Here is a 12,839-nt window from a genome sequence, read left to right on the forward strand (position 1 = left end):
GGGTGGCACAACGTTGATACGGGCTGCGTGATAGTCGTGACACATGAAAGCCGCCCTCATCGGCGTCGGCCAGGCCGGTGGCAAGGTCACCGAAGCTCTCCTCGCAGAGGACCGCCGCGCTGGCTACGACGCAGTTCGCGGAACGCTGGCAGTCAACACCGCCAAGACCGACCTCGACGGCCTCGACATCGACACGATGCTCGTCGGTCAGGAGCGCGTGAAAGGCCACGGCGTCGGCGCGGACAACGAACTCGGCGCCGAGGTCATGAACAGCGACGTGCGCGAGGTCATGGGCGCCCTCGACGGCGTCGTCGACCCCCACACCGAGGCCATCTTCGTCGTCGCCGGGCTCGGCGGCGGCACCGGCTCCGGCGGCGCACCGGTGCTCGTGAAGGAACTCCAGCGCGTCTACGAGATTCCGGTGTACGCGCTCGGCATCCTCCCCGGCCGCGACGAGGGCGGCATCTACCAGGCGAACGCCGGCCGTTCGCTGAAGACGCTCGTCCGCGAGGCCGACTCGACGCTGCTCGTCGACAACGACGCGTGGCGGAAGACCGGCGAGAGCGTCACCGAGGCCTTCGACGCCATCAACGAACGCATCGCGCGCCGGGTCGGCATTCTGCTCGCCGCCGGCGAGAACATCGAGGGCGTCGGCGAGAGCGTCGTCGACTCCAGCGAGGTCATCAACACGCTCCAGTCCGGGGACATGTCCGCCATCGGGTTCGCGTCCGCCGAGGCCGCGCCCGACGCCGGCGAGAACATCAACGTCGTCACCTCCACCACGCGGAAAGCGCTCCTGTCGGGGATGAGCGTCCCCGAGACCACCGAAGCCGGCGCTGCGCTCGTCGTCGCCGCCGGCGAGAACGACCGCATCCCCCGCAAGGGCGTCGAGAAAGCCCGGTCGTGGGTCGAAGAGGAGACCCGCAGCATGCAGGTCCGGGGCGGCGACTTCCCCCTGGAGTCGGACAACATCGCCGTCCTCATTCTGCTCGCCGGTGTCGCGCGCAGCCAGCGCCTCCAGGACTTCATGGACCGCGCCAAAGAGGCCAGCAAGGAAGTCGAAGCCGAGCAGGAGACCCAGAACTTCCAGACGGACGAGCTCGACGACCTGATGTAACGTACCGCTTCCTGCGTCGTCAGTCCCCCACTCGCGGTCACCACTGCGCTCGCGGAGTTCGCGAGCGCACGCTGAAAAATCGAGTTGCGTCGGTCAGTCGTCGGCGGTGACGAGGCTGTCGCCGTCGAACTCGCGGTCGTCGTACTGGACGTCCATGAGGTCCAGCAGCGTCGGCGCGATGTCGTAGAGGTTCGTCGTCGCGGGAATCTCCACGTCGGAGTCGTCGACGACCAGCGTGGCGTTCCCGAAGGAGTGCATGCCGTTGCGGGGGCCGTGGCGGAACACGTCACCGGGCTCCGAGAAGCCGGCCTTGAGGTCGAAGCCGTGGTTCGGGATGGCGACGAGGTCGGGCGCGATGGCGTCGTGGTCGCCGTCGAACACCTGGTCGCCGTCGACGACGCGGTCGACGACCGGACGGCCGTCCGGGCTCTCGAGGTCGAGGAGCTTCTCGCGGACGTCCGCGAGCACGTCCTCGGCTTCGTCGTCGCCGACGCTGCCGCGGGGTTCGCGGCCCTCCCGGTTCAGGTAGAACCGGCCCGGGATGAACGAGTACACCTGGGTGTCGTCGCTGATGTCGTCGAGGTTCTCGGGGTCGTCGCCGTCGAACGACAGGAACCCCTCGTCGGCGAGCCACGAGTTCAGGTGGACCTCGTAGTCCTCGCTCGTGAAGCCGTGGTCCGAGGCGACGACGAGCGTGACGTCGTCGGCCAGCGCGTCGCGGAGCTCGCCGATGTAGCGGTCGACCTTCTCGTAGAACTCGAAGAACTCCTCGCTGTACTCGCCGTCCTCCTCGTAATCCTTGAAGAGGAAGTGGTTGACGCGGTCCGTGGACATGAACACGCCGAAGAAGAGGTCCCAGTCGTCGGCCTCGGCGTAGTTCAGGAACGCCTCCTGTCGGGCGTCGATGGTCTCGTGGGCGTTCTCCACGAAGTCACGCTTGTCCTCCTTGTGGCCGAGTTTCGCGTTCGCGTCGATGCGGTAGTCGACGGACTCGAGGTAGTCGGCGACGTCCGCCGGGTGTGCGGCCTTCTCGATCTCCGGGGAGAGGAACCCGGAGACCATCCGCTGGACGTTCCGCTGGGGCGGGAACGTCACGGGGACGTTCAGGACGGTGGCGTCCCGGCCGGCGTCGGTGACGCGGTCCCAGACCCGGGTCGCCTGCACGTCCCGGCCCATCGGCACGTACGTGTCGTAGCTCCCGACCTCCCGGTCCTGGAAGCCGTAGACGCCGGTCTCGCCGGGGTTGACGCCGGTGGTGAGCGACGGCCAGCACGCGCTGGACTCGGGTGGCACGATGCTCTCGATGGCGCCGCCCGTCCCCGACTCCATCACGTCGTGGAGGTTCGGGAACGTCTCGGGGTTGTCGCGGACGAGGCTGAACGGCACGCCGTCGATGCCGACGAACGCGACGCGGCCAGCGTCGCTCCCGCGAAGTCGGTCGAACAGACCCATACCACCCCCGTCGCCGCTCCAGCACTAAAGCGTTGGTTTACGCGGCCAGACGAGAACTCAGGCCTGTTCGAAGGCGGCGAACAGGGTCTTCCGGGTGCTGGCGTCGATGAGTTCGTCGAGCGTCGCCTTGCGTTCGGCGCTCACGCGACTGAACAGGCCCAGCGGGACGCGCGCGGTGGCGGCGTCGGCGTCGCCGCCGAGCGCTTCCGTCTGGTCGAACGCGGACGCGAGAACGTCCATCGCACTCGTGCGCACGTCGTCCGCCCGGCAGGCCGTGACGACGGTGTCCTCGTGGACGCCGAAGGCGGCCGCCGAGGAGACGCCGTCGAGCCGGAGCAGCGTGTCCGCCGCCTCCTCGAGGGCGCTGACGGAGGGGACGCTGCCGACGTTCGTGACGGCGAAGCTGGCGCGGCGCTCGCGGTTCGCGATGGCTTCCCCGATGACGTCGAACGTCTCGCTGCTCATGCCGGGCGCGCGCAGCGCGTCGATGGTGCCCTGGTCGGCGAACTCTTGGAGGAAGCTCGCCGCCCGGAAGTCCTCTCTCGACCGCACGCGGCGGAACTCCCGGGTGCCGGCGCGGATGCCGTACTGGAGCGCGGTCGCGACGTCCTGTTCGGGCGTGTAGCCGGCGCGCTCGAAGAACCGCGCGACGATGGTGGAGGTGGCGCCGGCTTCGCTGCCCGCGACCACCAGCGGGTGGTCGACGGCGGCGGGCCGGTGGCGGACGACCGCGACCACCGGCGGCCGGTTCGCGAACGACGGGACGGTGCCGCCGCCGCCGATGGCGACCGCACCGTCGTAGTCGTCGAGGGGGTCGTCGGCGACGTCGAGACTCAGATTGAAGAGGTTACAGAAGGCCTTGGCGTCGTCGCTGGTGACGTCGCCCTCCGCGAACACGCGGCCCGTCACGCCCCACTCCTCGCAGAGCTCGCGGAGGCCGATTGCGGCGGCGAGCGCGTCGACGCTGGGGTTCTCCGGGACGACGAGCGCGACCGACTCGAGGCCGGCGATGGTGTCCCGGAGCTGTACGTAGTCCTCGCTCTCGTCGACCGTTCGTCTGCGGCGGAGTACCGAACTCACTGCGTACGCGCCCGCGCCGCCGGCGACGACGGCGGTGCCCGCGAGCGCCGCGAGAACGGGGGTCGAGACTGGACCCACCTCTGGGAGCATTGGGCCGAGAGTGACCGCGAACCGTTAAGTAGCTTGTCCCGGGATCAGCGGGTCCGGTCGCGGCGACGGTCGTCGTCTGTGTCGCCGTCGCTGTCCTCGGGCTGGAAGTTCGACGGGACGACCGTCGGGTGGTCGACGCCGACTGCGGGGCGGTCGGTGCTCATCACGGTCGAACGTACGGCTGTCCGCCCCAAGTAATTACCCATACGCATAACACATCGGCAGCCAGCGGCGGATGCCTTCCAGTAATCGGCAGGTGAAAACGGCGTCTACAGGAGCGCTACGCGAATTTCTCGTCGTAGAGGTCCTGGGCGTGCTCGATGGCGTCTTTCGCCGTCTGGGCGTCCTCCCAGCCGAGCACTTCCGTCTCCTTGCCCTCCTCGAGGTTCTTGTACGTCTCGAAGAACTCCGAAATCTCGGCCTTCTGCTGGTCGCTGAGGTCGTCGACGTCCTCGACGTCGTCGTAGCGGGGGTCCTCGTCCGGCACCGCGATGACCTTGTCGTCTTTCTCGCCGTCGTCGTCCATCTCCATCAGGGCGACGGGGCGCGCCTCGACGACGCAGCCCGGGAACGTCTGGTCCTCGACGAGCACGAGCACGTCGAAGGGGTCGCCGTCGTCGTAGTACGACTGCGGGATGAAGCCGTAGTCCGACGGGTAGTGGACGTTCGAGTGCAGCACGCGGTCCAGCACCACCCCGGGCACGTCCTTGTCGTACTCGTACTTGTTCCGCTCGCCTTTGAGACACTCCACGACGGCGTAGATGACGTCGGGCGCGTCGGGGCCGGTCTCGAGGTCTTCCCAGAGGTTCGTCATGCCTCTGGTGCTGCGACGCCGGCGGAAAAAGGGTTTTCGTATCTGTCCCCGACGTTCCCGAAACTCCGGACTGTTGAGAAGTGTTTAAATGTACGCGGCTACTTCCCCCGCCTATGTCAGAGGCACAACCCGAAACCCGGAGTGACGCCCGGGACCTGACCGCGTTCCAGAAGAACATCCTGACTGTCCTCGGCGAAGAAGCGCGATACGGTCTCGCCATCAAGCGCGAGCTCGAGGATTACTACGGGCAGGAAGTCAACCACGGCCGCCTGTACCCGAACCTCGACGACCTCGTCAACAAGGGTCTCGTCGAGAAGTCGGAACTCGACAAGCGCACCAACGAGTACGCGCTCACCGACGACGGCTTCGACGCCGTCCTCGACGACCTCGAGTGGACGCTCTCGAAGTTCGTCACCGACGGCGAGCGCCGCGAGCAGGTCGAAGCGATCGTCGCCGACGAGTAAGGACTGGGCATCCTCGTTTTCTCGACACTACACCACACAGCGGCCGCGCTGTCGCACTCCGAGCAGTCGGCTCTCACGCGGGAGCTGTCGGGCGCGAGCAGCCGGCGGGGGCGCCGGCGCAGTCAGTTGTCGCCGCGCGCGACCTCGTCGACGGCGTCCAGCGAGTCCTCGAGGACCGCGCGCTGCTCCTCGGTCGGCCACGCGTTCCGCGGGAAGAAGTCCTCGCGGAACTCCTCGCGCTCGCGGTCGGTCGCCGTGTCCATCGGCCGGGCGTAGTGGTTGTTCATGAACGCTGCGAACGCCGCGGCGTTCTCGGCGTGCACGCTCTCGTCGCCGTACTCGGCGGCGACGCGGTCGACCAGTTCGGCGTTGCGTTCGGCCGCCGCCTCGTAGTCGCCCTGTTCGCCGCCCCCCGCCAGCGACACCTCCACCGCGCGGTCCGGGTCCTCAACGTCCGTCGGGTGGACGGTGCCGTCGTCGTCGGCCCAGTCGGCGGGGTAACAGACGAGTGTCGCGTCGGCGTCCCGCACGCGGGCGACGCGGTCGTGGTCGGCGAGCAGGTCGTCCAGCCGGTCGCGGTACGCGTCGGCCGCGGCGTCCTCACTGGCGTCGCGGGCGAGCCGCGCGAGCCGCCGCGCCTCCGAGACGACGTCGTCGGGTAGTTCAGGCATCGTCGAGCGCCTCGTTGGCCAGTTCGTCGGCGCGGTCGTTTACCTCCCGCGGTACGTGAGTGATCGACCAGTCCTCGAAGCGCTCCAGCAACTCCCGGACCCGCACGCGCTTCTCGCGGAGTTCGGGGTCGTTGGTGTCCCACGCGCCCTTGACCTGCTTCTCGACGAGCTGGGAGTCGCCCCGAATCTCGATCTCGTCGAACCCGAAGTCGCCGGCGGCCTCGAGGACCGCCAGCAGGGCCTCGTACTCGGCCTGGTTGTTGGTGGCGCGGCCGATTGTCTCGCCGTTCTCGGCGACGATGCCGCCGTCGCCCGAGACGAGCACCCAGCCGACCGAGGCGGGGCCGGGGTTGCCGCGGCTCGCACCGTCGAAGTACGCGTGGACGCGGCCGCCGCGGTCCGGTTCGACCACGGCGGTGATGTCGGTCGGCGAGGCGCCCTGCACGACGAGTTTGTCCTCGTAGGCGACGGCGTGGGCGTCCCCGAGGTCGGCGTGCCACAGTTCGTACTCGGAGTTGCCGTCGCTGAACGAGGCGCCGGCGTCGGCCAGTTCCTCCCGGGCCGCCTCGACGTCGCACTCGACGACTGGCATTGAAGTCAGGTCACCTCGCTTCCCGTTTATGGGTTACTGTTCGTCCCGGCGGCGTTCCCGGCGGAATCGTCGCGTCCTGCGGTGGTTCTCGGCGAATCAGCCCCGGGATTGTGTCGGCTCTCCGAGGCGCCAAAACCGGCAACGGGTTTAAACGTGTGCGTGACACTAATATAAAAATGCGATGACACGGTCCACTCGCCAGCGGGAGCGAGAAACGGCGGCAGAGCAGGAGGAGGACTCCGAGGAGGGAGTACGGGAGTGCCCGGAGTGCAGCTCGGACAACCTCGTGAAGAGCTCGGACCGCGCGGAACTGGTCTGTAACGACTGCGGCCTCGTCGTCGAGGAAGAACAGATCGACCCCGGTCCGGAGTGGCGGGCGTTCAACCACCAGGAACGACAGGAGAAGTCCCGCGTCGGCGCGCCGACGACCCAGACGATGCACGACAAGGGACTGACGACCACCATCGACTGGAAGGACAAGGACGCCTACGGCCGCTCTATCTCCTCGAAGAAACGCTCACAGATGCATCGACTGCGGAAGTGGCAGGAACGAATCCGAACCAAGGACGCCGGCGAGCGCAACCTCCAGTTCGCGCTCTCCGAGATCGACCGGATGGCGTCCGCCCTCGGCGTCCCACGGTCGGTACGCGAGGTCGCCTCGGTCATCTACCGGCGCGCGCTCAAGGAGGACCTCATCCGCGGCCGGTCCATCGAGGGCGTCGCCACCAGTGCGCTGTACGCGGCGTGCCGGAAGGAAGGTATCCCACGCAGTCTCGAAGAGATTTCGGAGGTCTCCCGGGTCGAGCGCAAGGAGATCGGCCGCACCTATCGGTACATCTCCCAGGAGCTCGGCCTCGAGATGAAGCCGGTCGACCCGAAGAAGTACGTCCCCCGGTTCTGCTCCGAACTCGAACTCTCCGAGGAAGTACAGTCGAAAGCCAACGAGATCATCGAGACGACCGCCGAGGAGGGGCTGCTCTCCGGGAAGTCCCCCACCGGCTACGCGGCCGCGGCCATCTACGCCGCGAGCCTCCTCTGCAACGAGAAGAAGACCCAGCGCGAGGTCGCCGACGTCGCGCAGGTGACGGAAGTCACCATCCGGAACCGCTACCAGGAGCAGATCGAAGCGATGGGCATCCACGGCTAGGTCGGCTCTCGCTCGCTGCTCTGCCGTCGGAGAGTGCCCACAGGGGCGTTCTGCCGGCCGTTCTTCTGCCGTATCTCGAGCCGCCGATCAGCGGCAGCACCAGCCGGACTGCCGGTTCACAGCGCCGACAGCGTGCATCGAAGGGGTTTTGCGGGCGCCAGCGAAATCCGCCAGGTATGACTGCGCCGTGGGCGGACTGGGACCACGTCCTCAAGATCGACCCCGACAAGTCGCTCGTGGACGGCGAGACGTTCGACGACGTCGCACAGACGGGCACAGACGCCATCGAGATCGGGGGGACACTGGACGTGACCACCGAGAAGATGCAGCGGGTCATCGACGCGTGCCGGAAACACGACGTGCCGCTGTACCAGGAGCCGTCGAACCCCGCCGTCGTCGTCGAGGACGACGCGCTCGACGGCTACCTCGTGCCGGTCGTGTTGAACGCCGGCGACCCGTTCTGGATCACGGGCGCGCACAAGGAGTGGGTGCGCATCTCGAATCTCGACTGGGAGCGCACCACGACGGAGGCGTACATCGTGATGAACCCGGAGGCGAGCGTCGCGGACTACACCGACGCCGACTGCGGGCTGGACGCCGACGAGGTGGGCGCGTACGCGACCGTCGCCGAGCGCTTGCTCGGCCAGGACATCGTCTACGTGGAGTACTCGGGGACACTCGGCGACCCCGAGGTCGTCGCCGCGGCGGCCGACGGCGTCGACGACGCGACGCTGTTCTACGGCGGCGGTGTCGGCGGCTACGACGCCGCTTACCAGATGGGGCAGTACGCCGACACGGTGGTCGTCGGCGACCTGCTGCACGACGCGGGCGTCGACGCCGTCCGGGAGACCGTGCAGGGCGTACAGGACGCCCACGCCGAGTGACCGCGGGCTGACCGCTCAGTCGTCTGTTCTGGGGTCGAGGTAGGCGTAGAGGAGGTCCTGGAGGAGGCTCCCGCCGACGCCGACGACCCCGAAGACGAACGTCGTGCCGACGACCAGCTGGTAGTCACGCGTGAACACGCCGACCATCGTGTACGCCGCCAGTCCGGGGATGCGGAAGACCGACTCGACGACGAACGTACCGAGCGCGAGGACGGACAGCAGTTCCGCGAGCGACACCGACAGCAGCGGGAGCGCGGCGTTCCGGACGGCGTGCCGTGCGCTGGCGACCGGCGACGCGCCCTTCGCGGTGAGGGTCTTCGCGGCGTCCGACTGGCAGTAGCTCAGGGCGGCGCTGCGGGTGTGGCGGAGCAGGCCGGCGACGAGGCCGACGGCGAGCACCGCGGCCGGCCAGACGTACTTCGGGGAGACGGCACGCCACGGCTCGGTACCGAAGAACGACGCGCCGCCCAGGCGGCTCACGAACGGCGCGTTCTCCCAGATGGGGCCGGCGGCGGCGCCGCCGACGTCGACCGGACCGTAGGTGACGAGCGCGATGCCGACGACGACGCTGGTGACGCCGAGGCCGGCGTAGGCGGCGATGCGGACGCCCCAGTCGACGTTGCGTCCGGCGTACGCGCTCGCCAGGCCGCCAGCGACGCCGACAGCGTACGCGACGACGACGGCGGGGACGGTGTACGCGAGCGTCCGCGGGACGGCTTCGGCGAGCACGTCGCCGACGGGGCGGCCCAGTTCCGCCGAGAGCCCGAAGTCGAGGGTGAGCGCGCCGGCGACAAAGCGAAGGTACTGGTCGGCGAGCGACCCGGTGAGGCCGCGCTGGGCGCGGTACTGGTCGACGGCGGCCTCGATCTCCGCCTCGGTGGCGCCGTTGCGCTGGAGCGTCGCGACCAGCGCGTTCAGGTCGGTGTTGGGTGCGGCCTTCACCACGAGGAACGTCAAGGTCACGACGGCGACCAGGGAGAGGGCGGCGAACGCGAGTCGTCGGGCGGCGTACGTCAGCCAGGTCACAGTCCTCCCTCAGGGGCGGCTGGCTGTCCGTGGGTAGTCGGCTGGCGGGTCGAGGACCTGGGCGAAGTGGCTGACATGGGCGGCGTTCGTCTCGGGGATGCGAGGACCGCGACGTAAAGCTTCTGTCAGTCCTGGGCGATGGTCGGGTCGAGGTAGCCGTACAGGACGTCCTGCAGGAAGTTCCCGCCGATGCCGACGAACACCAGTACCATCGTCGTGCCGACGATGAGCGGCGTGTCCTGGTTCTCGATGGCGTAGAGGCTGATCATCCCGAGGCCGGGGATGTTGAACACGGCCTCGAGGATGTAGACGTTCAGCATCAGAACGCCGAGAATTTCGACGAACGACAGCGTGAGGATGGGGATGGCGGCGTTCCGGAGGACGTGGCGGGCGACCCGCAGCCGGCTGGAGCCCTTGGCCTCCAGGAGTTTCACGAACGGCTTGCCCTCGTACTCGAGGGACTCCGCCCGCGAGTGCTGGAGCAGGCCGGCGACCAGCCCCAGCGACAGCACGAACGCCGGGACGGCGTACCGAAGCGGGTGCGCGAACGACCAGACTTCGCTGACGCGCGGCGTGGCGCTGATGGCCGCGCGCGTCGGCCGCAGCCACGGCATCGTGGACGGGAACTCGGTGCTGAGGTAGTGGACGAGCCAGAACGACGGCAGCCCCATCGCGAGGTAGGCGCCGAGGCGGGGAATCCCGTCGAAGACCGAGTTCCGGCGGAACGCGCCGAGCACGCCGAGGAGCGCGCCGGCGAGGAACGCCGTGACGACGCCGGGGACGACGTACGCGAGCGTGTACGGCAGGCGGTCGGCGACGACGTCCGTCACCGGCCGTTCGAGCGCGTACGACTCGCCCCAGTCGAGGGCGACGAACCCGGTCACGAAGTTCACGTAGCGGTCGACGTGGCTGCTACCGCCGCGTTCGGCCCAGAACTCGTCGCGGAGCTCCTGGATGTCGGCCGGGCTGGCGCCCGCCCGCTGTGCGGCAGAGATCTGGCCGCCGAGGTTGTTCTGCTGGACGAGCGCCGACGCGACGAACGTCAGCGAGACGACGAGGTACGCCGCGAGCACCGCGAACGCGGCGCGCCGTGCGACGAACGACGCGTAGCTCACGGAGAACCACCGCTGCTGGAGGGCTGGCGGAGGGACATCAGACGGGAGTGACGTGCGTCAACACAAGGTATAAGCGTTTCGTGTCTCACAGCAACGACGATGCCCTCCAGCAGACTCGACGGAGCCGACTTCACCAGTGTCGACTGGGCCTCAGTCGACGACCGCCGCCGGGTGCGACTCCGGACGGTCGGCCTCGTCCTCGCCGTCGCAGCGCTCGCGGCTGCGTTCGTGTACGACAACTGGCTGCACAGCGGCCCACTGTGGGGGAGGTACTACCCCCAGCGCATCGACTGGCTGTTCTGGTTCGGCGCAATCGTGTTCGCGAGGTTCGTCCTCGTGCCTGCGGCCGTCGACCGGGAGCGAACTGCCCGGTACTGGCGGCGCGTGCGCGGCGACCCGCTGGCAGTCGGGTCAGTCGCCTACCTCGTGGTGTTCGTCCTGCTGGCGCTGTTCGCGCCAGAGTTCAGGGGAATCGGGAGAGCCAGTTTGAGCCAGCAGCTGCAGCCGCCGTGGCTGTTCGGGGTGCCGGCCGACGCCATCTCGGAGTGCGTCGGGCCGGTCGTCGGCGGGCAGTGCCGGGGCACCCTCGCACACCCGTTCGGGACGAGCGGGCTCGGCATCGACGTGTTCTCGTGGGTCGTCTACGGGATGCGCGAGATCCTGATGGTGGCGCTGTCGGCAGCGGCCCTGATGGGCATCATCGCCACCGCCGTCGGTGCGGTCGCGGGCTACTACGGCGGCTGGGTCGACGACGTCCTGATGCGGTACGTCGACGTCCAGCAGACCGTGCCGACCGTCGTCGTCTACGTGCTGGTCGCGACGCTCGTGCTGCGGGACAAGGGGCTGGTCGTGCTCGCGCTGTTCTTCGGCCTCCTCGACTGGGGCGGCATCGCCCGCCTCGTGCGCAGCAACGTCATCAAGCAGCGCAGCGAGGGATACGTGCGGGCCGCGCGGACCGCGGGCGCCAGCGACCGGCACGTGCTCCGGAAGCACCTCGTGCCGAACGCGTCGCCCGCCATCGCGACCAGCCTCTCTCGCCGCGTGCCGATGCTGGTTCTGACGCAGGTCGGGCTGGCGTTCCTGCTGTTGAGCGAGTCGAACATGCGTTCTATCGGCGAGCTGCTGCGGCGGGGGCTGGCCGCCCGGTACATCTCGGGCGGCTGGATGGCGAAGTGGTGGGTGACCGTCTCGGCCGTGGTGGTCGTCGCGCTGACCGTCGCGTCCCTGAACGTCGCCGGGGACGCCGCCCGAGACGCCCTCGACCCCCGGGACTAGGTCTCGGGGTCGAGGTAGCCGTAGAGGAGGTCCTGGACGAGCCCGAGGCCGACGCCGACGAGCGCGAGAACGACGGTCGTCCCGACGAGCAGCGGGAGGTCGCGGAGCCGCACCGCGATCTGGGCGTACGCCGCGACGCCGGGGATGTGGAACAGCGCCTCGACGACGAACGCCCACAGCGCGATGACGGACACGAGTTCCGCGAACGACACCTCCAGCAGCGGGAGCGCGGCGTTCCGGACGGCGTGGCGGGCTTCCTGGAGCCGGCCGCCGCCGGTCGCTCGCAGCATCTTCGCGGCCATCGAGTAGCTGTACGTGAGCGCCTGATTGCGGACGTGGCGGAACAGGCCGGTGGCGAGGCCGACCGAGAGCACGGCCGCCGGCAGCAGATATCGGAGGCTCAGCGACCGCCAGGGGGCGGTGTTCGGCCAGCCGTACTGGCCGTCCGGCCCCCAGGCGACCGGCTGCAGGAAGGGGAAGCCGCGGCGCACGAACGGCGGCCAGCACGACGGGCGCCCGGGTCCGGGAGTGTTCGTGCACCACAGCGGGTGAGAGAGCCACTGGAACGTATCGGTGAGCTGGAAGATGACCATGGACCCGAGCACCATCACGGGGACGCCGAGCAGCACGTACGCGAACACGCGCATCGAGAGGTCTCTCCCCGGCGTCGCGTACGCCGCAGTGAGCCCGCCTGCGATGGCGAGGGCGTACGTGAACACGATGGCGGGCAGCACGTACGCGAGCGTCCGCGGGATGGCGGCGAGGAGCACGTCGCCGACGGGACGACCGAGCGACTCCGAGTACCCCCACTCGAAGACGAGCACGTCGCCGACGTACGTGACGTACTGGTCGAGCAGCGGCGGCGTCGACGGGTCGTAGAGGTTCGCCGCGACGACGAGGAACGTCAGCGACACGACGAGGAACGCGGCGACGGCGGCGAGCGCGGTCCGGCGGACGACGTACGCCGGCCAGCTCATCCGCGTCCCCCGGTGCTCGGACGGCGCCACCCGGAGGCCGGCTGGCGAGCACCCCGGGAGTGGGCGGTTGGCGAACTGCACGGATAGCTGACCACGGTGGAGGGCGTGGGCGGCATGCGTTCCCGCGACACTTGT

At 69.0% G+C, this 12,839-nt stretch carries 13 protein-coding genes; 5 read left to right on the forward strand and 8 right to left on the reverse strand.

What is annotated here, in order from left to right:
* The first annotated feature begins 43 nt into the window (after positions 1-43).
* Positions 44-1,117, forward strand: coding sequence for a tubulin/FtsZ family protein (locus tag LT971_RS08705; RefSeq protein WP_237006536.1), 1,074 nt, complete (start codon positions 44-46; stop codon positions 1,115-1,117).
* 93 nt (positions 1,118-1,210) lie between these two features.
* Here the strand turns inward: LT971_RS08705 and LT971_RS08710 are convergent, their stop codons facing one another.
* The 3 genes from LT971_RS08710 to LT971_RS08720 form a co-directional block, all read right to left on the reverse strand.
* Entirely contained in the window at positions 1,211-2,569 is a 1,359-nt protein-coding gene (locus tag LT971_RS08710; protein WP_237006537.1) for an alkaline phosphatase family protein, read from the reverse strand.
* 57 nt (positions 2,570-2,626) lie between these two features.
* Positions 2,627-3,739, reverse strand: coding sequence for a DHH family phosphoesterase (locus tag LT971_RS08715; RefSeq protein ID WP_237006538.1), 1,113 nt, complete (start codon positions 3,737-3,739; stop codon positions 2,627-2,629).
* Between the two features lie 280 nt (positions 3,740-4,019).
* Positions 4,020-4,553: an inorganic diphosphatase gene (locus LT971_RS08720; protein WP_237006539.1), complete on the reverse strand. Its 534-nt coding sequence runs from the start codon at positions 4,551-4,553 to the stop codon at positions 4,020-4,022.
* 113 nt (positions 4,554-4,666) lie between these two features.
* On the opposite strand from LT971_RS08720, the gene LT971_RS08725 reads away from it, so the two are divergent.
* Entirely contained in the window at positions 4,667-5,017 is a 351-nt protein-coding gene (locus tag LT971_RS08725) for a PadR family transcriptional regulator (RefSeq protein ID WP_237006540.1), read from the forward strand.
* A 122-nt stretch (positions 5,018-5,139) separates the two neighbouring features.
* Here LT971_RS08725 and LT971_RS08730 read toward each other — a convergent pair whose 3' ends face one another.
* Both LT971_RS08730 and rnhA read right to left on the reverse strand, forming a co-directional pair.
* Entirely contained in the window at positions 5,140-5,688 is a 549-nt protein-coding gene (locus LT971_RS08730) for a DUF7108 family protein (RefSeq protein ID WP_237006541.1), read from the reverse strand.
* On the reverse strand, positions 5,681-6,280 hold the full coding sequence (gene rnhA / locus LT971_RS08735) for a ribonuclease HI (protein ID WP_237006542.1): 600 nt from the start codon (positions 6,278-6,280) through the stop codon (positions 5,681-5,683). The genes LT971_RS08730 and rnhA overlap by 8 nt, the downstream gene beginning before the upstream one ends.
* Before the next feature lie 181 nt (positions 6,281-6,461).
* Between rnhA and LT971_RS08740 the strand changes: the two genes are divergently transcribed.
* Together LT971_RS08740 and LT971_RS08745 are read left to right on the forward strand one after the other, a co-directional pair.
* On the forward strand, positions 6,462-7,427 hold the full coding sequence (locus LT971_RS08740) for a transcription initiation factor IIB (RefSeq protein WP_237006543.1): 966 nt from the start codon (positions 6,462-6,464) through the stop codon (positions 7,425-7,427).
* A 176-nt stretch (positions 7,428-7,603) separates the two neighbouring features.
* Entirely contained in the window at positions 7,604-8,311 is a 708-nt protein-coding gene (locus LT971_RS08745) for a phosphoglycerol geranylgeranyltransferase (protein WP_237006544.1), read from the forward strand.
* A 15-nt stretch (positions 8,312-8,326) separates the two neighbouring features.
* Here the strand turns inward: LT971_RS08745 and LT971_RS08750 are convergent, their stop codons facing one another.
* Positions 8,327-9,337: an ABC transporter permease gene (locus LT971_RS08750; RefSeq protein ID WP_237006545.1), complete on the reverse strand. Its 1,011-nt coding sequence runs from the start codon at positions 9,335-9,337 to the stop codon at positions 8,327-8,329.
* A gap of 125 nt (positions 9,338-9,462) precedes the next feature.
* Positions 9,463-10,452 carry an ABC transporter permease gene (locus LT971_RS08755; protein ID WP_237006546.1) on the reverse strand — a complete coding sequence of 330 codons (990 nt, stop codon included), beginning with the start codon at positions 10,450-10,452 and terminating at the stop codon, positions 9,463-9,465.
* A gap of 99 nt (positions 10,453-10,551) precedes the next feature.
* On the opposite strand from LT971_RS08755, the gene LT971_RS08760 reads away from it, so the two are divergent.
* Positions 10,552-11,727, forward strand: a complete 1,176-nt coding sequence (locus LT971_RS08760; RefSeq protein WP_237006547.1) for an ABC transporter permease — start codon at positions 10,552-10,554, stop codon at positions 11,725-11,727.
* Here LT971_RS08760 and LT971_RS08765 read toward each other — a convergent pair.
* Positions 11,724-12,785 (reverse strand): ABC transporter permease, encoded by a 1,062-nt coding sequence (locus LT971_RS08765; RefSeq protein WP_237006548.1) that lies wholly within the window; start codon positions 12,783-12,785, stop codon positions 11,724-11,726. The two genes, LT971_RS08760 and LT971_RS08765, sit on opposite strands and share 4 nt — an antisense overlap.
* Positions 12,786-12,839: the final 54 nt, after the last annotated feature.

The organism is Halobacterium rubrum (assembly GCF_021729015.1).
Classification (GTDB): Archaea; Halobacteriota; Halobacteria; order Halobacteriales; family Halobacteriaceae; genus Halobacterium; species Halobacterium rubrum.

Excerpts from the sequence above, each read along its gene's own strand:
- LT971_RS08740 (WP_237006543.1), top strand. The coding sequence starts at position 6,462 with ATGACACGGTCCACTCGCCAGCGGGAGCGAGAAACGGCGGCAGAGCAG.
- LT971_RS08710 (WP_237006537.1), bottom strand. The coding sequence starts at position 2,569 with ATGGGTCTGTTCGACCGACTTCGCGGGAGCGACGCTGGCCGCGTCGCG.
- LT971_RS08725 (WP_237006540.1), top strand. The coding sequence starts at position 4,667 with ATGTCAGAGGCACAACCCGAAACCCGGAGTGACGCCCGGGACCTGACC.
- LT971_RS08760 (WP_237006547.1), top strand. The coding sequence starts at position 10,552 with ATGCCCTCCAGCAGACTCGACGGAGCCGACTTCACCAGTGTCGACTGG.
- LT971_RS08745 (WP_237006544.1), top strand. The coding sequence starts at position 7,604 with ATGACTGCGCCGTGGGCGGACTGGGACCACGTCCTCAAGATCGACCCC.
- LT971_RS08705 (WP_237006536.1), top strand. The coding sequence starts at position 44 with ATGAAAGCCGCCCTCATCGGCGTCGGCCAGGCCGGTGGCAAGGTCACC.
- LT971_RS08715 (WP_237006538.1), bottom strand. The coding sequence starts at position 3,739 with ATGCTCCCAGAGGTGGGTCCAGTCTCGACCCCCGTTCTCGCGGCGCTC.
- LT971_RS08720 (WP_237006539.1), bottom strand. The coding sequence starts at position 4,553 with ATGACGAACCTCTGGGAAGACCTCGAGACCGGCCCCGACGCGCCCGAC.
- rnhA (WP_237006542.1), bottom strand. The coding sequence starts at position 6,280 with ATGCCAGTCGTCGAGTGCGACGTCGAGGCGGCCCGGGAGGAACTGGCC.
- LT971_RS08730 (WP_237006541.1), bottom strand. The coding sequence starts at position 5,688 with ATGCCTGAACTACCCGACGACGTCGTCTCGGAGGCGCGGCGGCTCGCG.